General features: G+C 69.6%; 17 protein-coding genes and 1 pseudogene. 6 read left to right on the forward strand and 12 right to left on the reverse strand.

Translation table 11 applies throughout. From position 1 onward, the window contains the following. Positions 1–15: 15 nt before the first annotated feature. Genes FVD38_RS25790 through FVD38_RS25800 form a run of 3 tightly spaced genes read right to left on the reverse strand, consistent with a single transcriptional unit; the run spans position 16 to position 5,082 of the window. The gene (locus FVD38_RS25790; protein WP_147937409.1) at positions 16–2,814 is read right to left on the reverse strand and encodes an ATP-binding protein; all 2,799 of its coding nucleotides are present in this window, start codon (positions 2,812–2,814) and stop codon (positions 16–18) included. Next, a complete protein-coding gene (locus tag FVD38_RS25795; RefSeq protein WP_147937410.1) occupies positions 2,805–4,331 on the reverse strand; it encodes a winged helix-turn-helix domain-containing protein in 1,527 nt (508 codons plus the stop codon). Before FVD38_RS25795 ends, FVD38_RS25790 begins: the two co-directional genes overlap by 10 nt. A gap of 49 nt (positions 4,332–4,380) precedes the next feature. Next, positions 4,381–5,082, reverse strand: a complete 702-nt coding sequence (locus FVD38_RS25800) for a dienelactone hydrolase family protein (RefSeq protein ID WP_147937411.1) — start codon at positions 5,080–5,082, stop codon at positions 4,381–4,383. A 209-nt stretch (positions 5,083–5,291) separates the two neighbouring features. Here FVD38_RS25800 and FVD38_RS25805 point away from each other — a divergent pair, with 209 nt between their 5' ends. The 3 genes from FVD38_RS25805 to FVD38_RS25815 all read left to right on the forward strand — a co-directional run bounded on the left by FVD38_RS25805 (position 5,292) and on the right by FVD38_RS25815 (position 8,387). Next, positions 5,292–6,116, forward strand: coding sequence for an alpha/beta fold hydrolase (locus FVD38_RS25805; RefSeq protein WP_147937412.1), 825 nt, complete (start codon positions 5,292–5,294; stop codon positions 6,114–6,116). Between the two features lie 31 nt (positions 6,117–6,147). Next, positions 6,148–7,590 (forward strand): catalase, encoded by a 1,443-nt coding sequence (locus FVD38_RS25810; protein WP_147937413.1) that lies wholly within the window; start codon positions 6,148–6,150, stop codon positions 7,588–7,590. Between the two features lie 98 nt (positions 7,591–7,688). Further along, complete coding sequence (locus FVD38_RS25815; RefSeq protein ID WP_147937414.1) at positions 7,689–8,387, forward strand: trimeric intracellular cation channel family protein; 699 nt, start codon at positions 7,689–7,691, stop codon at positions 8,385–8,387. Here the strand turns inward: FVD38_RS25815 and FVD38_RS25820 are convergent. The 5 genes from FVD38_RS25820 to FVD38_RS25840 all read right to left on the reverse strand — a co-directional run bounded on the left by FVD38_RS25820 (position 8,384) and on the right by FVD38_RS25840 (position 14,245). Next, positions 8,384–9,289, reverse strand: a complete 906-nt coding sequence (locus FVD38_RS25820) for a PLP-dependent cysteine synthase family protein (RefSeq protein ID WP_229494009.1) — start codon at positions 9,287–9,289, stop codon at positions 8,384–8,386. The genes FVD38_RS25815 and FVD38_RS25820 overlap by 4 nt on opposite strands. A gap of 212 nt (positions 9,290–9,501) precedes the next feature. After that, entirely contained in the window at positions 9,502–10,251 is a 750-nt protein-coding gene (gene aqpZ / locus FVD38_RS25825; protein ID WP_147937415.1) for an aquaporin Z, read from the reverse strand. Positions 10,252–10,387: 136 nt separating this feature from the next. Further along, positions 10,388–11,041 (reverse strand): response regulator transcription factor, encoded by a 654-nt coding sequence (locus FVD38_RS25830; protein WP_187271715.1) that lies wholly within the window; start codon positions 11,039–11,041, stop codon positions 10,388–10,390. 225 nt (positions 11,042–11,266) lie between these two features. Continuing rightward, positions 11,267–12,007 carry a porin family protein gene (locus tag FVD38_RS25835; RefSeq protein ID WP_147937417.1) on the reverse strand — a complete coding sequence of 247 codons (741 nt, stop codon included), beginning with the start codon at positions 12,005–12,007 and terminating at the stop codon, positions 11,267–11,269. 51 nt (positions 12,008–12,058) lie between these two features. Then, on the reverse strand, positions 12,059–14,245 hold the full coding sequence (locus FVD38_RS25840) for a patatin-like phospholipase family protein (protein ID WP_229494011.1): 2,187 nt from the start codon (positions 14,243–14,245) through the stop codon (positions 12,059–12,061). 127 nt (positions 14,246–14,372) lie between these two features. On the opposite strand from FVD38_RS25840, the gene FVD38_RS25845 reads away from it, so the two are divergent. Both FVD38_RS25845 and FVD38_RS25850 read left to right on the forward strand, forming a co-directional pair. Continuing rightward, positions 14,373–15,086 (forward strand): DUF3313 domain-containing protein, encoded by a 714-nt coding sequence (locus FVD38_RS25845; protein ID WP_147937418.1) that lies wholly within the window; start codon positions 14,373–14,375, stop codon positions 15,084–15,086. Positions 15,087–15,095: 9 nt separating this feature from the next. Beyond that, on the forward strand, positions 15,096–15,566 hold the full coding sequence (locus FVD38_RS25850; RefSeq protein WP_147937419.1) for a glycine zipper family protein: 471 nt from the start codon (positions 15,096–15,098) through the stop codon (positions 15,564–15,566). Here FVD38_RS25850 and FVD38_RS25855 read toward each other — a convergent pair whose 3' ends face one another. Genes FVD38_RS25855 through FVD38_RS25870 form a run of 4 tightly spaced genes read right to left on the reverse strand, consistent with a single transcriptional unit; the run spans position 15,567 to position 19,670 of the window. Continuing rightward, positions 15,567–16,580 carry a formylglycine-generating enzyme family protein gene (locus tag FVD38_RS25855; protein WP_147937420.1) on the reverse strand — a complete coding sequence of 338 codons (1,014 nt, stop codon included), beginning with the start codon at positions 16,578–16,580 and terminating at the stop codon, positions 15,567–15,569. A 12-nt stretch (positions 16,581–16,592) separates the two neighbouring features. Next, complete coding sequence (locus tag FVD38_RS25860; protein WP_147937421.1) at positions 16,593–18,152, reverse strand: arylsulfatase; 1,560 nt, start codon at positions 18,150–18,152, stop codon at positions 16,593–16,595. A gap of 30 nt (positions 18,153–18,182) precedes the next feature. Further along, positions 18,183–18,653 carry a YidH family protein gene (locus FVD38_RS25865; RefSeq protein WP_222706966.1) on the reverse strand — a complete coding sequence of 157 codons (471 nt, stop codon included), beginning with the start codon at positions 18,651–18,653 and terminating at the stop codon, positions 18,183–18,185. A 12-nt stretch (positions 18,654–18,665) separates the two neighbouring features. Continuing rightward, the gene (locus tag FVD38_RS25870; protein WP_147937422.1) at positions 18,666–19,670 is read right to left on the reverse strand and encodes a DUF1254 domain-containing protein; all 1,005 of its coding nucleotides are present in this window, start codon (positions 19,668–19,670) and stop codon (positions 18,666–18,668) included. 53 nt (positions 19,671–19,723) lie between these two features. Between FVD38_RS25870 and FVD38_RS25875 the strand changes: the two are divergent. Continuing rightward, positions 19,724–20,112, forward strand: a pseudogene (locus FVD38_RS25875) (hypothetical protein); the annotation flags it as partial.

The following is a 20,112-nucleotide window of genomic DNA, read 5'->3' on the forward strand; positions in this document are numbered from 1 at the left end:
AATACTCATCCATATCTAACGATGACAGCGCCATAAGTCTTGCAACAGCAGCAAGGCAGCGCGCCGGTCAGCGCCGTCATGACCGTCGCCCAGGGCCAGCACCAGCGGTTGCAGCAGTGCCCCTGCCCGCGCGCCGTCGCCGGCGTCACGCCACAGACGGGCCAGGCTGATCGCGCAGCGCAGCTCCCAGGCCAGCGCGCCCTGGGCGCGGGCAGCCGCCAGGCCCCGTTCGAACAATGCCTCGGCCGCCCTTGCCGCGCCCGCTCCCGGCAGCAGGCGTTCGCCGCTGGCGCGCCAGACCTCGGCGGCGCACCAGCCGACCTGGCCCTGGGCGCAGCGCTGCGCCGCCGCATCCAGCCCGGCGCCGGCGCTCGCGCCAAGCCAGGTCACCAGATGGTCGCCCTGGACCGCGTCCAGGCCCCAGGCGGCGTGGGGCAGCGTCTCCATGCGGCCCGAACGGGCCACCAGCACCTGGCGCGCCAGCCTTGCCCAGTCGCTCCAGTAGGCCAAGCCATGGCGCTCGGCATGCTCTTCGAGCTGGCCGGCCAACTCGCGCGCCCAGGCGTCGTCGCCGCGCCACAAGGCCACCGGCAAGGCGCCCAGCGCCAGGGTCCAGGCCAGCGACGCCGGCGCGCCGTCGCGGGCCGCGAGCGTGAGCAGGTCGCGCGCCAGTGCCGCCGCCGCGCGCCCCTCGCCCAGCAGCCAGCGCGTGCGCGCCAGCAGCGCGCCACGGACGATGTCGGCGCCGACCGGCCCGGCCAGGCGCAGCGGCGCGCGCACGGTCGCAGGCTGCTGGCGGGCCAGGCGCAGCGCCGCCTCATGCTCGCCCAGCATGTGCAGGCTCGCGGCCGGCAGACGCCGCGCCACCGCCAGCGTGCGCGCCAGCCCCGCCTGCGCCGCCACCCGCGCCATGTGCAGCGCGTGTTCGTGGGCGCTGCGATACAGGCCGGCGCCAAGGCAGCACACGGCGCAGACATACAGGGCTTCGGCCAGGGCTTCCGGCTGTCCGCCGGCCTCGGCCTGGCCGATTGCGCGCAGCCAGGGTTTCCAGTCCCCGACCACGCCGCCGGCGATGGCGGTGTGCAGGCGCGCCGCGTCGAGCGGGTCGGCGGCGGTTCCGGCGCCGATCGCTTCCAGCGCCGCGCGCACGTGGCGCTCGAGTTCCCGCTCGCCGAACAGGCCGGCGCCCAACACCGCCGGCGCGGCCACCAGGCGCACGCCCAGCGCGCGCTCGCCGCCGGGGCCGAAGGCCCAGTCGAGCGCGGCGCGCAGATTGCCCACCACATGGCTGGCGCAAGCGAGCCATGCGTCATGGTCGAGCGTGTTCCAGGCGCGCTCGCACTCGTCCAGCAGACCCAGGGTGTACAGCGCGTGGCGCGCCGCCAGCGCGTTGCGCTCGGGATCCTCGGCCAGGCGCTCGATCGCATAGGCGCGGGTGATCCCGAGCAGCACAAAGCGCGCGTCCGGTCCCCCGGTGTCGGCCGCGACCAGCGACTTGGACACCAGGTCCAGCAGGCAGCTCATCATGCAGCCGGCGGCGCCGGGGCCCACCACCGCCAGCGCCGCCTCGAGCGAGAACGGGCCGACGAACAGCGCGCAGTGGCGCAGCACGCGCTGTTCGTCGGGCGACAGCAGCTCATGGCTCCAGTCGAGCAGCGCACGCAGGGTGCGGTGGCGCGGCAGCACGGTGCGGCGCCCGCTGCCGAGCAGGCGCAGGCGGTCGCCCAGCTGCTCCACCACGCCCTGCACGCCCAGCAGGCCCACCTGGGCGGCGGCGAACTCGATCGCCAGCGGCACCCCGTCGACCCGGCGGCACAGCTTGACGGCAGCCGGCAGCTCGGCCTGGCCAAGCCGGAAGGAATCCATCCCGGCCTCGGCCCGGCTGGCCAGCAGCTGCAGGGCCGGATAGCGCAGCGCCTGTTCGAGGCTCAAGGCGGGATCGTCGGGCGGACAGGCGAGCGGCCCCAGTCGCAGCACCCACTCGCCGTCGGCGTCCAGCGGTTCGCGGCTGGTGGCGACGACGTCGATCCCGGGGGGCAGCCGCAGCAGGCATTCGGCGAGCGAGGTCGCGGCCTCGATCAGGTGCTCGCAGTTGTCCAGCACGATCAACATGCGGCGCGGCGCCAGCCAGCGCTCCAGCAGCGCGCGCACGCCCTCGCCATCCGGCTCCAGGCCAAGGCTGGCGGCCAGCGCATCGGGAATCTGGATCGCGCTGCTCAAGAGCGCCAGGTCGACGAAGCAGGCGCCGTCGGCATAGCCATCCTGCAGCTGCCCGGCCAGGGACAGCGCCAGCGTGGTCTTGCCGATGCCGCCATGGCCGACGATGGTGACCAGGCGGCAGCGCGGCAATAGTGCCCGCAATTGCTCCATCACGTCCTCGCGTCCCAGCACGCTCGTCATCCGCAGCGGCAAGGGGCGCGGGCCGGCGGGCGGCGCCGCACTGGCATCGGCATCGACCTCGGCATCGAGGCGCAGCGCGACCACCGGCGCCACGAAACTGTAACCGCGCCCGGGCACGTTGGCGATATAGCGCGAGGCGCCGGGGCCGTCGCCGAGCGCCTTGCGCAGCGCTGCGATATGCACCCGCAGGCAGCTGTCCTCGACTACGCTGCCGGGCCAGATCGTGCGTTCGAGTTCGGCGCGGCTGGCCACTTCGCCGGCCCGCTCGACCAGCACCAGCAGCAGCTCCAGCGCGCGCCCGCCCAACCGCACCGGGGTCGGGCCCAGGAACAGTTGGCGCGCCTGGCGCAGCAGGCGGAAGGCGCCGAAGACATAGACGGGCGCCTCGCCCTGCGGCTCCTGTCTTACTCCCACACTGCGCTCCGTACCTGTTCCTGTTTCTGTTCCTGCTCCTGTTCCTGTTCCTGTTCGTCGGGGGCGGTCTGCAGCAGGCGTTCCGCCACGATCCACGCCTCGCCGCTGGCGGCCAGCTGCGCCGACGCATAGCGGCGGGTCGTGTTCAGCAGGCGGTAGCGTGGCGCGCGGGCGCCATCGACGCCGTCTTCGGCGACCAGCAGCGAGCAGGCGCCCAGCGCCGCCAGGGCCCGCTCGGCCTCGTCCCGTCCAAGCGCACCGAAGGCGCACACCCTCAGCGCCAACTCCGGCGCGAAGGCGCCCGCGAACACCGACAGCCGGCGCAGCAGCGTGCGCTCCACCTGGTCCAGCAGGCAATGGCTGGCATCGAGCATGGCCCCTAGCGAGGCATGGCGCGGACCGGCCAGGCGCCGGCTGCGCGTCAACAGAAGGAACAGGTCCTCCAGGCGCGCCGCCAGCCCCTCGACGCCCAGCGCCTCCACCCGCGCGGCGGCCAGTTCGAGCGCCAGCGGCAGGCCGTCCAGCTGGCGGCACAGTGCGGCCACGCAGGCCAAGTTGGCCGGGGTCAGCTCGAAGCGGCTGCTGTTGGCCTCGGCGCGCTCGACGAACAGGGCAATCGCGGGCCACGCCAGCGCTTGCCCGCAATCGAGCGCGTCATCCGGCCCGGGCAGGTCCAGCGGCGGCACCCCGACCACCCACTCGCCGCCGACGCCGAGCGGCGCGCGGCTGGTGGCCAGGACCGTGACGCGCGCGTCCGCGCCGGCCAGGCGCGCGGCCAGGGCCGCCGCCGCCGGCAACGCGCCTTCGCAGTTGTCGAGCACCAGCAGGGCCTGGCGCTCGCGCAGCGCGCGGCAGTGCATGGCCGCCGGGTCGATGCCGCCGGCGCAGTCGATTACGTGGCAACCGTCGGCATCATGGAGCGCCTGCGCGGCCGCATGGGCCAGCGCCGTCTTGCCGCTGCCGCCGGGGCCGACCAGAGTCGTCACCCGGCCCGGCGCCAGGCTGCTTGCGAGCCGCTCCAGCAGGGCCGCGCGCCCGACCAGGCGCCCCGGGCGCCGGCCACGCAGCGGCGCCAGCGGGCCGGCCGCCACGCTCTTGACGAAGCGGTAGCCCCGTCCCGGCACGGTCAGGATGTACTGCTCGGACGGATTCTCGCCGAGCGCCTTGCGCAGCGCCGACATATGCACCCGCAAGCCGTTTTCCTCGACCACGGACCGCGGCCACACGGCCGCGACCAGTTCGTGGTGACTGACCACCTGGCCGGCGCGTGCGATCAGCGCAACCAGCAGGTCGAACGCGCGTCCGCCGAGCGGCACCGGCGTTTCGCCGCGCACCAGCAGCTTGCGCGCCGGGTACAGAGCAAAGCGCCCGAAAGTGTAATCGGGCCCGCCCCGCGCCAGCCCGGCGTGCTGCATGCCGGCGGACGGCGGTGGTGGTGGCGGCGCGGTAGAGGTATCGGTATGCATGCGATCGGTCAGGCGCACGGAATGGCGCACGGTATTGCGCGTCGATACCACTACCTTAAATCTTTGCCGGCCTGATGACAAGAAGTAAATACGCAACAGCTCAGCCCACGTGTTTGCGCAGGAAGGCCAGCGTGCGCCAGTTGGCCAGTTCGGCCGACGCCCGGTCGAAATGGGCGCCGCCGGGGCGCGCGAACGCGTGCGACTGGCCCGGATAGCCGTGGATCGTGACGTCGGGCCGGTCCGCGAGGGCGGCCCGGATCGCGGCCTGGGCTGGCTTGTCGATGTATTCGTCTTCTTCGGCCAGGTGCATCAGGAGCGGCGTGTCGATCCGCGCGGCGCGCTCCAGAAAGCGCTCGGTGCCGCCGCCATAGTAGGCCACACCCGCATCGGCGGCGCCGGTTGCGGCCACCAGGTAGGTCAGCAAGCCTCCCAGGCAGTAGCCCATCACGCCAACCCGGCCCGAGCCGCCTTGCAAGCTGCGCGCGGCGGCGATGGCGGCGACGACGTCGCCGGCGCCCTGGTCGAAGTCGTAGGCGCGGTACAGGGCGAATCCACGTTCCTGGTGCACCGGCTCGCCCTCGCTCATCGACAGATCGCGCTCACTGCGCCAGAACAGGTCCGGGCACAGCGCGATGAAGCCGTGGCCGGCCATCTCATGGGCGATGCTGCGGATGCCGGCATTGACTCCGAATATCTCCTGCAAGACCACCACCACGGGGGCCGGCCCGCTTGCCTGGTCCGGACGCGCGACGTGGGCGGAGAAGCTGCCGTCGGCGACGGCGATATCGATGGTGTAGTCCATGGCTCTTCCTTCTGTCAGGTGTTGTCGGGCTGGAAATTCGAGTCTACTCACCCTGGACGACGCCGCGGGTGAATTCTCGTGAAACGGTGCGCGGCCGCCGGGCTGCGCACGGGTCTTCACGATCATTCACTACCTGCCGGCGCCCGGCGCTGCATACACTGGCTGCCAAGCTTTTCCGTCAACCACATCCACTCCAGGGAGAAACCCGCATGACCATCTATACCACCAGGGAAGGCGTCGAACTCTATTACAAGGACTGGGGCAGCGGCCAGCCCATCGTGTTCTGCCACGGCTGGCCACTGAACTCGGACAGCTGGGAATCGCAGATGATCTTCTTCGCCGGCCAGGGCTACCGCTGCATCGCCCACGACCGCCGCGGCCACGGCCGCTCGAGCCAGCCATGGGACGGCAACGACATGGACCATTACGCCGACGACCTGGCCGAGCTTCTTGAGCACCTGGACGTCAAGGATGCGGTGCTGTTCGGCTTTTCGACCGGCGGCGGCGAAGTGGCGCGCTATATCGGCCGCCACGGCACCGCGCGCATCGCCAAGGCCGGCCTGATCTCGGCGGTCCCGCCGCTGATGCTCAAGACCGAGGCGAATCCGGGCGGCCTGCCGCTCGAAGTGTTCGACGGCCTGCGCGCCGCCCAGCTGGCCGACCGCTCCCAGTTCTATCTGGACGTTCCGAGCGGCCCGTTCTACGGCTTCAACCGGCCCGGCGCCAAGGTCTCGCAAGGTCTGATCCAGTCATGGTGGATGCAGGGCATGCTGGGCGGCCACAAGAACACCTACGATTCGATCAAGGCGTTCTCGGAAACCGACTTCACCGAAGACCTCAAGAAGTTCACGATCCCGACCCTGATCGTCCACGGCGACGACGACCAGATCGTGCCGATCGACGCCGCCGGGCGCGCCTCCAAACGCCTGATCCCGCACGCGCAGCTGATCGTGTATCCGGGCGCGCCGCACGGCCTGACCGACACCCATAAAGACCAGGTCAATGCCGACCTGCTGGCCTTCGTGCGCGGCTGACCGCTTCCCCCCAACACCAGAGGACGATGCCATGAAAGAACTGACCACCGCCGCGGGCGCCCCCGTGGTCGACAACCAGAACACCATGACGGCCGGCCCGCGCGGCCCGGCCCTGCTGCAGGACGTGTGGTTCCTGGAAAAACTGGCCCACTTCGATCGCGAAGTGATTCCCGAACGCCGCATGCATGCCAAGGGCGGCGGCGCGTATGGCACCTTCACCGTGACCCACGACATCACGCGCTACACCAAGGCGCGCCTGTTCTCGGAAGTCGGCAAGAAGACCGAGCTGTTCATGCGCTTCTCGACGGTGGCCGGCGAACGCGGCGCCGCCGACGCCGAGCGCGACATCCGTGGCTTCGCGATGAAGTTCTATACCGAGCAGGGCAACTGGGACCTGGTCGGGAACAACACGCCGATCTTCTTCATGCGCGACCCGCTCAAGTTTCCCGACCTGAACCATGCGGTCAAGCGCGACCCGCGCACCGGCCTGCGCAGCGCCGACAACAACTGGGATTTCTGGTCCAGCCTGCCCGAGGCGCTGCACCAGGTCACGATCATCATGAGCGACCGTGGCATCCCCAGGAGCTTTCGCCACATGCACGGCTTCGGCAGTCACACCTTCAGCTTCATCAACGCCGCCAACGAACGTTTCTGGGTCAAGTTCACCTTCAAGACCCGCCAAGGCATCCAGAACCTGAGCGACGCCGAAGCCGCCACGGTGATCGGCCGCGACCGGGAGAGCAATCTGCGCGACCTGTACGACAGCATCGAGGCCGGCGACTTCCCGCGCTGGACCCTGTATGTGCAGATCATGCCCGAGAAAGAGGCGGCCACCTATCGGTACAACCCGTTCGACCTGACCAAGGTCTGGCTGCACGCCGACTATCCGCTGATCGAGGTCGGCGTGCTGGAGCTGAACCGCAACCCGGAAAACAACTTCGCCGAGGTCGAGCAGGCCGGCTTCAACCCGGGCCACATCGTGCCGGGCATCGGCTTCTCGCCCGACAAGATGCTGCAGGGCCGCCTGTTCTCCTACGGCGACGCGCTGCGCTACCGGCTGGGCGTGAACCACCACCAGATTCCGGTGAACGCGCCGCGCTGCCCGGTGCACAGCTACCACCGCGACGGCGCGATGCGGGTCGATGGCAACCGTGGCGGCACCACCTCGTACGAGCCGAATCGCCACGGCGAATGGCAGGAACAGCCCGACTTCAAAGAGCCGCCGCTGTCGCTCGAGGGCGCCGCCGACCACTGGAACCACCGGGTCGACGACGATTATTACTCGCAGCCGGCCCTGCTGTTCCAGAAGATGTCGCCGGCCCAGCGCGAGGCGCTGTTCCAGAACACGGCGCGGGCGATCGCCGGCGCGTCGGACGAGGTCAAGGCGCGCCACATCGCCAACTGTACGATGTGCGATCCGGCCTACGGCGAAGGCGTGGCGCGCGCCATCCTGCAGGGCAGCGAGGGACGCTGAGCACGGGGCGGCCAGGCAAGGAAAGGCGCGGACGGGCCCGGTGCTATAGAATCCGCATCCTCGGTGCGGATTGCACCTTTCACGTCCAGAGGTAAGCCGTGTTCCCCGTTTCCGCGCTCGACATGGGCGCCGCCATGAAAACCCTGGTGCTGACGCTCGACCTGGTCGGCACCTTCGTGTTCGCCCTGAGCGGCGCCACCGCCGGCCTGCGGCGCCAGCTCGACCTGTTCGGCGTGCTGGTGCTGTCCTTCGTCGCCGCCACCTCGGGCGGCATCGTGCGCGACCTCCTGATCGGCGCCACGCCGCCGGCGGCCTTCACCGACTGGCGCTATCTGGGCGTGTCGCTGCTGGCCGGGGTGGCGATCTTCTTCTGGTCGCCCGCCCTGCACCGCCTGCGCCACCCGGTGCTGGTGTTCGACGGCGCCGGCCTGGCCCTGTTCTGCGTCGCCGGCGCCCAGAAGGCGCTGGTGTTCGGCCTGGAACCGGTGATGGCGGCGCTGCTCGGCATGTTGACCGGCATCGGCGGCGGCGTCGCGCGCGACGTGCTGCTGTCGAACGTGCCGGCCGTGTTCAGGTCGGACATCTATGCCGTCGCCGCCCTCGCCGGGGCCACCGTGGTGGTGGCGGGCGACGCCCTGGGGCTGCCCAGCACCCCGACCGCGCTGGCCGGCGCCGCCCTGTGCTTCGGCCTGCGCCTGGCGGCCATCCGCTACGGCTGGCACTTGCCGACGGCGCGCGCGCCGGAACAGGCCGAAGGCGACCAGGAGGCGGGCCGCGACGGCCGCGACGGGCGCTAGAAATACTTCGAAAGGTAGAACGCTCCGGAGTCCGGGAAGATCGTCACGACGCGCGCATTGCCCAGTGTCGGCAGCAGGCGGGCGATGCCCGCCGCCACGCAGGCGCTCGAACCGCCGGCCAGAATACCCTCTTCGCGCGCCAGCCGGTGGATCCAGGCCAGCGCTTCTTCATCCGGCACCTGGACCACGTCGTCGACTACCGCCGGCTCGAACACGGGCGAGGCACAGCCCTTGCCGACGCCCTCGATCGCGCTGGAGAATTCGCCGTTCGCCGGCAGGTCGGTCACCAGTTTCCGATACGCCGAATCCAGCGGCTCGACCCCGATCACACGGATCGCCGGATTTCGCTCCTTGAGGTAGCGCCCGATGCCCGAGATCGTCCCGCCCGAGCCGACGCCGCACACGAAGACGTCGATCTGGCCTTCCATTTGCGCCCACAGTTCGGGGGCGGTGTCGCCGTAGTGCGCCTGGCTGTTAAGGGCCGAGCGGTATTGGTCGAGGTGGTGGGCGCCGCCCTGGCGGGCGATGTCCAGGGCCGTCTCCTGGTAGTCGGGACCGCGTTCGCCGTCGCACACGCGCACCGTGGCGCCATAGGCTTCGATGCGCCGGATCTTTTCACGGCTGGTGGCGACGGGGACGGCGACCTCGCAGTCCAGCCCGAGCACGGCGCTGGCCATGGCCAGCGCCGCGCCGGTATTGCCGGACGATGCCTCGACCACGCGCCCGGCCTGCGGCGGCAGCTTGCGCAGCATGGCCCGCACCATGCGGTCCTTGATGCTGCCGCCGGGATTCATGAATTCCAGCTTGGCCACCACGTTGGCGTCCGCGAATACACGGCCGAGCCTGACCACCGGGGTGTTGCCGATCGCTTCCATGACAGATGACTTGATCTGGGATTGCACGCCACTTCCTTTCGAACGGGATCCGCACATGCCCTATCCGTCCAGCGGATATGCCGGCTGCATGCGAGGCACAACGAACAAGCGCCCGCACAAGGGCGGGCGCTGACGGTGCATCGTCATAACAGGATGCGATTCGATTTTAGTGCTTAATCTGCGTCAATGTCAGGAATTTTTTCTGCGCTATTTCCCCTAAGCTAAGAAGTTAAAGCGCTTCAGGTGCGCGCACCGAGACCGAAGCCCGGCTCCAGCTGACCCGTAACCGACGGCTCGACCGGTTCGCGCTGCAGCACCTTGCGGTACAAGACCCCGGCCAGCGCACCGCCGAGCAAGGGCGCGAGCCAGAACAGCCATAGCTGGGCCATCGCCCAGCCGCCGACGAACAGCGCCGGGCCGGTGCTGCGCGCCGGGTTGACCGAGGTATTCGTCACCGGGATGCTGATCAGGTGCACCAGGGCCAGCGCCAGGCCGATGGCGATGCCGGCGAAGCCGACCGGGGCCCGCGTGTGGGTCGCGCCCAGCACCACCAGCACGAACATGAAGCTCATCACCAGCTCGCACACGAAGGCCGCCTCGAGCGAGTAGCCGCCCGGCGAGTGAGCTCCATAGCCATTCGCCGCGAAACCGGCCTGGACGTCGAAGCCGGCCTTGCCGCTGGCGATCACATAGATCAGGGCCGCGGCCAGCACGGCGCCGGCCACCTGCGCCACGACGTAGGGCGCCAGGTGGCGCGCCGGGAAGCGACCGCCGGCCCACAGGCCCACCGACACGGCGGGATTGAAATGGCCGCCCGAGATCGGGCCGAGCGCATAGGCCGCCGTCAGCACGGTCAGGCCGAAGGCCAGCGAAACCCCGGTCAGGCCGATGCCGACCTCGGGAAAGGTCGCGGCCAGCACGGCGCTGCCGCAGCCGCCCAGCACCAGCCAGAATGTGCCGATGAATTCGGCCAATAGTTTGTTCAACATGACGCTCTCCCCCATCGTGCCGGGCGCACGTACGGCGCGCGCCTGCGGATTGCCATCGTGCTCTGGCCGGTGGCAAGTGCCTATTGGACCAAAGGGCGATGGGGGGCATGGGCCCCGGGACCGAACGCGGGCGCCCTCAGCTATCGTCCTTGTCGACGCCGTCGCCGGCGAACACCGCGCCCGCCTCGAGCTCCAGGGTCTCGCGCACCAGCTGGGCCAGCGAGGTCGCGCCCATCTTTTCCATCACCCGGGCGCGGTGAACCTTGATCGTTTTCTCGGCGATGCCCAGGTCGAAGGCGATCTGCTTGTTCAGGCGGCCCGAGACCACATGGCGCAATACCTGCTGCTCGCGCCGGGTCAGCGTATCGAGGTGGGCGCGGATCCGCTGCAGCTCGCGCCGCACCGCGCGCTCGTGGGCGTCGCGCGCCAGCGCATGCCGGACGGCGGCCACGAAACTGTCCGCCTCGAGCGGCTTGAGCAGGAAGTCGTCGGCCCCGGCCTTCATGGCCCGCACGCCCAGTTCGACGTCGCCGCCGCCGGCGACGAACACGATGGCGCGCTCGGCGCCGCCCTGCTGCAGTTCGCGCAGCAGCGCCAGGCCGTCCAGGCCCGGCATGCGCACATCGATCACGGCGCAGCCGGGCATCGCGGGATCATGGGCCCGCAGGAAACCGTCGGTGCGGTCGAAGGCGGCGGCGCGCAGGCCCACGGCCTGCAGCAGACACGCCATGTAATTCAGCGCGCCGACATTGCCATCGACAAGATAGGTCAGGGGTTCGATCGTATGCATAGGCATCTTCCGCTGTCAATCATCTGCGCATCGAGCGCGGTGCAGACGATTCTAGATGCGCGACCAGGCACGCACGGGAGGACAGATGGCATATTTGATATGTCACAAACATCGGGTGCGCTAAGCCGGCCTCCTGCGAAACCAATCTTGAGTAACGCGGTCGCACAGCGTCTGTCTTTCTGCGCGCCCCGATTTTGACTGCACTTCGCCTGTAGAAATCGCTCATCAGAAGCGGAAGCCGACGCCGATGTACAGGCCCTGCATCGTCGTGTCGAGTTCGATGCGCTCGCCACTGTACTTGGTCTTGAGCTGGCGGTAGCCGAACTTGATCGAGCGGTCCGGCCGCCAGGCATAGCTGGCGCCTACCAGCAACTGCCAGGCGTAGTCGCTGCCATCGAAGGTACCGACATCGAGGTAGCCGATCAGGTTCCAGCCCGGGTCCAGCGGGTAATGTCCGCGCACGCCGATATAGGGATCGACCGCATCCTTGCTCTGGCTGCGCTCGACGCCGCCCAGTCCGAGCGTCGGCTTCAGGTAGTTGTAACGCAATCCCCCGATCAGGTCGACCGGCGCCGGCCCCTCGAGCGCCCGCCACGCGCCGCCCAGCGTATACATCTGCTGCACCGCTTCCACGTCCACCGTGCCGCGGGGGCTGGCGACGTCATCCGAGAGCTTGATGTAGATGGCGTCGAACAGGATGCCCCAGCGCCCCTTGCGCGCCTCGAAGGCGCCGGTGAGTCCGAAATCGATCTTGTCCACCAGGTCGGAAAAGCTGTGGTCGCTCTCGACCGACAGGTCGCCCACCGTGGTCGTGCCGTCGAGACCGGCGGCCCACAGATACGGCGACGCCTCGTACTCCCAATGCGCGCCCGCCGGCCCCTGGGCGGCGCACGGGCCCGCCCAGGCCGTCAACATTGCGCACGCTGCCAGCGCCGCTGCCGTCTTGCTCGTGAGACGAATGTTCATGCCAACCTCCGATAGTCAAGACCTGCGATGGAGAAGGAATGCGGCGGCTTGCTAGGGCAGCCCGATGAACAGGTACAGCGACGAACGCCCGCCCTGCGCCAGCCCGGCGCCGAAGTACAGCGGGCCCAGCGGCGTCATGCCGCCCAGGTAGATGGAGGCCGCGGCTTGCCAGCCGTCGAGCCCTGTCTCGGTGTAGCGATTGCGCGCACTGCCGGCCTCGAGCGACATGCCGATGCGCAGGTCGCCGCTCAGACCCAGCGGCATGCGGCCGATGATCTTTTCCCCGCGCAGGATGGCAAAGCGCACATCGTCGGCCAGCACCTGGTTGCGCACATAGCCAGACAGGTTCAGGAAGCCGCCCAGCGCCCCGGCCTCGGCCAGCGGCAGCCGCCCGTCCGTCGAGCCGGTATAGTGCAGCCGGCCGTTGAGCACGTAATCACCCCAGACACGCGCGGCGCGTAGCTCGGTCGCCAGGCGGCTGTAGTCGCCGTGGTCGTGCCGAAACCAGGCGGCGCGCGCCGACCAGCCGCGGCTGGGAAAGAAGGCCCGGTCGAGCTGGTCGAAGTCGGCCACGACCTGCCAGCCACGCAGGGTCGTCTCGCCGGTCGGCAAGGTCGCTGGCCCGGTCTCGACCGTGGCATCGTATTTGCGCACCGTCCGCTCCAGGCGCAACTGGCCGGCGGTGCCGGCATTGATGCCGAGTCCAAGGCTGGCGCCGCGGTTGCGCAAGCGGTATTCGGCGATGCGGCTGTCGCCCTGGTACACATTGAGCCGGTCGCGTGCCACCGCCAGCGCCGGCTGGACGAAGAAGCGCTGGCGCGCCTCGATCGGCTGGTAGAACTGGGTGTACAGCGTGGCGCGCTCGCCGATCTGGACCCCGGACAGCCATTCGCCACCGAGCGGATTAAGCCATTTGCGGTGGTAGGCCATGCGCAGCGCGAAATCGTTCTCCTTGTTCGAGGCCTGGAGGTCGACGCCGAAGCGCAGGTAATCGGGTCCCCAGCTCTTCTCGGTGGGCGTGACCTGCAGGATGCGGCGCGCGCGGGTGCCCAGCAGCGCATAGTCGACGCTCTCGAAGTCGCCTTCGCCATACACACGGGCCAGGCCATCCTCCAGGCGCACGGTATCGAGCGGCTGGCCGGGGACGATATCGAGGTGTTCATGGACCAGCACCGGGTTCACATGGCGCAGGCCGGCGATCATGACGCCGTCGATGAGCGGCGCCGGCGGCGGCGGGCCGCGCAGGCGGGCAGTCCACGCCGCGTAGTCGGCGGCCGGCAGCGCGAGGCGCGCCAGTTGCGGCGCCAGGGCCTCGGCCGCCTTCTTGCCGCGCGCAGCGCCCTCGCGGAATTTCCCGAAATCGGCCGCCGTGATGCCCTTCAGGTCGGGCTGGATATAGATGTCGCCCGGTCCCAGCGAGGCGCGCGAAGCCTGGGCGTTCTGCTCCGTGAGGATATTGATCATTTGCAGGGACACGCTGGCCAGCGACTCCACCTGTTGCGGCTGCAGCAGCGGCGAGCCGACGTCGACCGCGATGACGACGTCGGCCTGGCAGCGCTCGCGCACCTCGCGCACCGGCAGGTTGTCGACCAGGCCGCCATCGACCAGGTAGCGTCCCTGGTAGGGCACCGGGGCCAGCACCGCCGGCACGCTCATGCTGGCGCGCATCGCGGCCGCCAGCTCGCCGCTGCGGAACACCACCCGCTCGCCGGTACCGATGTCGGTGGCCACGATCGACAGCGGCAGCGGCAGGCTCTCGATGATGCGTTCGCCGCGGTCGGCGCCGACCAGGGAGTTGAAGAACAGCTTGATCTTCTGGCCGCCGACCAGGCCGCGCGCCATGCGCAGGCCGTCCGGGGTGACGCCGGCTTCCAGGCTGGGGTAATAACTTTGCGCCAGGCGCCGCTCGCGATAGTTGGTTTCGCTGCGGGCCGGGTCGTCGTCGAACAGGTCATGCCAGTCGACCTTGCCCATGCGTTCGAGCATCTGCGGCGGCGTGAGCCCGCCGAGCCAGGCGCCCGCGACGAGCGAGCCCATGCTGGTGCCAGCCACGCAATGGACCGGCACCCGCAAGGCGTCGAGCACCTCCAGCACGCCGACGTGGGCGGTGCCGCGCGCCCCGCCGCCGCCCAGCACCAGGCCGATGCGCGGCCCCGGCTGCGCCCATGCCGTGGGACAGGCCGAGATCAGGGTGAGCGCCAATAGCAAGGCCAGGCGCAGGCAGGTGCTCGCCGTCATTTTCCGAATGTCCTTTGCACTGTCGTGGCCGTCAATCGGCTTTGCGGTAGGACCAAAGGACAATAGGCTTGTTCCGTCGATTCACCCAAGATGACGATGGCCATCAGACTTTTGAGGGATCCTTCACATGAAAACTTCCATCGGCACAGTGCTTTTGGTCATGGCGCTGGCAGGCTGCCAATCGAGCCAGACCACGCAACCTGGCGATGTCGGTACGGCCCAGGCCCAGCGCTCGGGCTTCCTGGGCGACTATTCCCAGCTCAAGCCGGCGCCCGACCGCGACGGCGTCGAGCTGTACATCGACCGCTCGGTCGACTACACGCGCTACACCAAGCTGCTGCTCGATCCGATCCAGGTGCTGGCCACGCCCGCGCCCGGCCAGCCGCCGCCCGCGCCCGACGCGGTCGCGCGCATGAGCGCCAACTTCCAGCAGTCGCTGCAGCGGGCGCTGGCGCCGACCTACCAGGTCGTGACCGCACCCGGTCCCGACGTGCTGCGCGTGCGCATCGCGATCACCAATCTGCAGACCGTCAAGCCGCCAACCGGCGCCAGCGACTTCCTGCCGATCAAGGCGCTGTACAACGCCGGGCGCGCGGCGGCCGGCACCTCGCCGCGCCTGGTCGAGATGACCGCCGAGATGGAAGCGCTGGCGCCGGATGGCCGGCGGGTCGTCGCCGCCACCGCCACCCGGCGCGGCGACAAGACCCTGCCGCAAGGCGAACAGATCACCTGGACCGAGCTGCAGTCGATCAGCGACTACTGGGCGGGCAACTTCCGCACCCGGCTCGACGAGATGCGTGGCAGCGGGACGACGCGCGCCAGCGCTAGCACCGGCGAATAGGAGGCCGCCATGTCCATCGCCCGCCAGCTGTCCTGCGCCGCCCTGCTCGCAGCCTGCTGCTGCGCCGCCCAGGCCCAGCGCCCGGTCGCCTATCCGTCCCAGGGCCAGGGCCAGGCGCGCCAGGACAGCGATGACGGCGAATGCCAGGTCTGGGCCAGGAAGCAGACCGGCGTCGATCCTGCCACGCTGGCGGCCAATCCACCGCCCCAGGAAACCGGACCGGCCGTGGGCGGCGGCGAGCGGGTGCGCGGCGCCCTGCGCGGGGCGCTGGGCGGTGCGGCCATCGGTGCGATCGGCGGCGATGCCGGCGGAGGCGCAGCGGTCGGCGCCGGCGTCGGCACCATCGTCGGGGGCCACCGCGCGCGCCAGAACCAGGCCGGCCGCAATGCGGCCAACAGCGGCGCGCAGCAGGGAGCGCTCGACGAATACAACCGCGCCTGGAATGCCTGCATGCGCGGGCGCGGCTACACTGTGGAGTAGCTACGCCCGCAGGATGCAGCGAAAGCCCAGATGGCAGGTCGCGGTGTCGAGCGGATGTGGGTAGCGCGCCGCCGGCCGGTAACGCCGGCAATAGTTCGGCGCGCACAGGTGCGAGCCGCCCTTGATGGTCTTGCGCCCGATCCGGGGGAGGCCTCCACGCTGGCTCGTCGCATAGCTGCCGTCCAGGGCGCCACCGCGCGGATTCTGCGGCACGCAGCAGGGCTTGTGCGCTGCAGCCGGATGGCGCGCCCGGTACCAGTCCCCCGTCCATTCCCAGACATTGCCCGCCATTTGGTAAAGGCCATAGCCATTCGGCGCGAAGGCGCGCACCGGCATCGTGCCCCCGGAAAGCGATGGCGGCCGCCGCTGCCATGGGAACTCGCCGTGCCAGGTATTGGCCATCGGCGCCCCGTCCGGCATGAAGTCGGCGCCCCACACGTAATCGGCGCCATCCAGGCCGCCGCGCGCCGCGAATTCCCATTCGGCCTCGGTCGGCAGTTCCAGCCCGGCCCAGCGCGCATAGGCCAGCGCATCCTCGTGCACCACCTGCACCACCGGATGGTCGTCCAGGCCGGCCAGCGAGCTGTCGGGCCCGCGCGGATGCTTCCAGTCGGCGCCGCCCACATAGGCCCACCAGTTGCCGATGTCACGCAGGTCGACCCGTCCCGGCGGCTTGAAGAACACCATCCCGCCCGGCACCAGCATGCCGGGAATGGCGCCCGGATACAGGGCCGGATCGGGGTCGCGCTCGGCCAGCGTCACATAGCCGGTCGCATCGACGAAGCGCGCGAACTCGGCATTGGTGACGGCCGTCTCGGCCATCCAGAAGCCGGACACCCGCACCGGATGGGCGGGCTTCTCCTCGGGATAGTGGCGGTCGGACCCCATCGTATACTCCCCGCCCGGGATCCAGGCCAGGCCAGGCTGCGGCGCCGGGCCTGGCGCCGGCGCCGCTTCCAGCCAGGCGGCGCGGCGGTCGATGCCGGCCGCCGCGGTGCTTGCCGTTTCCAGCATATGCGCTCCTCGTCAGTGATAGGCGCCGCCGGCGGCATCGTTCATCTTTGCCAGCGCCTGGTCGATGGTGAACGAGGCCGCTTTCTGGCGTGGCGGGAAGTCCTTGAAGGTCTCCAGGAACTGGGTCACGATGCCCTGACCCGCCAGCGCCAGGTAGCCGCTGTGCATCATCCACTCCCAATAACTGTTCGACGTGATGTCGGCCCGCTCGTAGGGATCGGTGCGCAGGTTGTACAGCTTCGGCACACGCAGGGGCACGAAGGGTTCGGCCCAGACCTGCAGCGTGCCGGGGACGCGCTGTTCCATGAACACCAGCTTCCAGTTATCGTAGCGCAGCGCCACCAGGTCGCCGTCGTCCGAGAAATAGATGAATCCCTTGCGCGGCGAGTTCGGCTCTTCGCCGCTCAGGTAAGGCAGCAGGTTGTAGCCGTCCAGGTGGATGCAGAAGCGCTTGTCGCCCGCCTGGTGGCCGGCCTTGCACTTGTCGACGATGCCCGGCTCACCAGCCATGGCCAGGAAGGTCGGCAGCCAGTCGTGGTGCTGCACGATCTCGTTCGAGACGACGCTGGCCGGGATGCGGCCCGGCCAGCGCACCGCCATCGGCACCCGGAACGCGCCTTCCCAGTTGGTGTTCTTCTCGCTCCGGAACGGCGTCATGGCGCCGTCCGGCCACGTGTTCATATGTGGCCCGTTGTCGGTGCTGTACATGACGAAGGTATCGCCGGCGATGCCCAGCTCGTCGAGCAGGGTGAGCAGCTGTCCCACGTGGCGGTCATGGTCGATCATGGTGTCGTGGTAAGTCGACTGCCAGCGCCCGGCCTGGCCGACGCTTTCCGGCTTGGGATGGGTGAACGCATGCATATGGGTGGTATTCACCCAGCAAAAGAAGGGCTTGCCCTCGCCATGCTTGCGCGTGATGAAGTCCTTGGCGGCATCGACGAATTCGTCGTCGCAGGTCTCCATGCGCTTCTTGGTCAGCGCCCCGGTATCCTCGATGCGCTGGCGTCCCACCCGCCCCCAGCGCGGCTGAACGGTCCCGTCGTCCTGGTCGCTGGCCTGGCAGCGCAGCACCCCGCGTGGGCCGTAACGGGCCTTGAATTCGGGGAAGTCCTCGACCTTCGGGTAATTGGGAGATTCCGGGTCTTCTTCGGCATTGAGGTGGTACAGGTTGCCGAAGAACTCGTCGAAGCCATGCACCGTGGGCAGGAACTCGTTGCGGTCGCCCAGGTGGTTCTTGCCGAACTGCCCGGTCGCATAGCCGAGCGGCTTGAGCAGCTCGGCGATGGTTGCGTCCTCGGCCCGCAGCCCGGTCGGCGCGCCCGGAATCCCGACCTTCGACAGGCCGGTGCGAAACACGCTCTGGCCGGTGATGAAGGACGAGCGCCCGGCGGTGCACGACTGCTCGCCATAGCAGTCGGTAAAGCGCATGCCCTCGTTGGCGATGCGGTCGATGTTCGGCGTGCGATAGCCCATCAGGCCGTCCGAATAACAGCTCAGGTTACTGATGCCGATGTCGTCGCCCCAGATCACCAGGATGTTCGGCCTGGCGCCTTGGGTGGATGTGTTTGCCATTCTAGCCTCCCTCTCAGAAATGCATGTGGATCAGGCGACCGGGCCGAAGCCGGCCACCATGTCCCCGATCGCGAACAGGCCGATCAGCAGCATCGCCAGCGCCACGATCAGGGTCAGCGACACAGGAAAGGCGCTTTGGGCGTGAATCAGGCCCTCGGCCGCCATCTCGCGCCGCTCCTTGCGCAGGCCGCGCATGAACGCCAGGTGAAAACCGATGCCGCCCACCAGCATCGCGATCCCGAGCAGCACCAGCGACACCCCGAAGCCGCGCGCCGCGCCGCTGCCTTCCTCCAGCACCTTGGCCTGCGCCAGCTTGAGGAAGAGTTGAAAAATGGTGAAGCCAAAGCTGATCAGCGACAGCGAGGTGCGGATCACCGACATCAGCGTGCGGTCCGCGCTCATGCGGGTGCGCTGGAACGACATGCCGGTGCGGCGCGCCGACAGCTCGACCGCCGGGTCGTCGAAGGGATTGGCGCCGCGCGGTGCGCTGACGGTGTCCATGTCCTCTCTCCCTCAGTCCACCGGTTCGGCCGCCGGGAAGGTCCACTCTCCGGACACCAGCTCGGCGCGCGGCCGGTACAGGCGCACCGTGTAGTTCCAGCCCGGCATCACCGGCAGGCAGTTGACGGCGCTGGCATGGTCATCGCCGTTGCCGCAGCCGCCGAACTGCACCAGCACCGTGCCGTCCATGTCGCGCCGCGCCGTGTAGCCGTTTACCGTGTAGGCGTCGCGCGCATTCGGCTCGAAATAGCCGCGCGCGTTGTAGACGCTGATCGACCAGAAGCCGTCTACCGGCACCTCGCCCAGGCGCAGCCGGTGCACGGTGCGGCCGTCGTTGCGCGCCGGCGTCGCGCCGAGGTAGATCGCGTGCCGTTCGGGGTTGCCGCCCCAGCCGACCGCTGTGCCCACCAGGTGGCGCACCGGGTCGACCTGTTCGCGGGTGCCGAAGGTGCGGCGCCAATCCGGCAGGCTGGCGCCCAGCGCGGCCAGGGCGTCGCGCACGCGCCCCTGGGTGGCCGCGTCCCACTCCGGGACCTCGAAGTGTCCTGCGCGGCCCTGTTCGATCGCGATCCGGTCCTGCAGCGCGTGCGCACGCTCGAAGTCGCCCGGCGCGGTGGGATCGACCAGGGTGCGCACCGCGACCATCATGTAGCGCGTGCCGACCTGCTCGCGGCTGAAGGTCACGGTGCAGGCGCCATACCAGACGCCGAAGGCATACTGATCCTCGTCCAGCGCCATCAGCGACATGAAGCGCCCGCCGGCATCCGGCAGGGTGACCGTCGCCGGCCCGGCGTCGAGGTCGATCACGGCGGCCGAGTACAGGGTGTCGCGGTTGGCCCGCACCACCGACTGGGCCTCGATCGGCATCAGCTCGCGCCGATGGTCGAACCTGCCGATGCCGCCGGCCAGCTTGATCGTCGATGCGAAGTACATATCGGTCTCGGCGCGCGTGAAGTTATCGACCGTGACTGCGACCGGCTGGGCGCGCGTCAGTTCGGGATTGACTGGCTTGTTCATGGGGGTCTCCGCACTCATGTGGAAATAGACTAGCGCCGCCGGAAGCCGCCACGATGGCCGCCGAAATTGCGCTGCAGGTTCATCGCGGAGCGGTCGAAGTTACGGGTACGCATGTCGCCGAGGTGGCGCGCACCGCGATCGCCATCGAGCCGCTGGCGCATCGTCGCGGCGCCCTGCCTGTCGCCGGCAGCGCTCCAGCCCTGGGCGCCGTGCCGCTCCCAACCGGCACCGGTATTGCGGTACACCTGGCCGTCGCGCCCGGCATACACATCGTTGCCGACCCGCGCCACCGCGCCACCGCGCCGCCCCCGGCGACGCGCGCGCCGGCCACCCGTTCGGCCTGGCCGCTGGCGCGGTCGACCACCACACCGCTTCCGCCCTGCACCGCCCTGCCGCTGGCCGGGTCGGCGATCACGCCGCGCCGGCCAGCGGCCACCGCGCC

The sequence above is a fragment of the Massilia arenae genome (assembly GCF_008014745.1).
Lineage (GTDB): Bacteria > Pseudomonadota > Gammaproteobacteria > Burkholderiales > Burkholderiaceae_D > Telluria > Telluria arenae.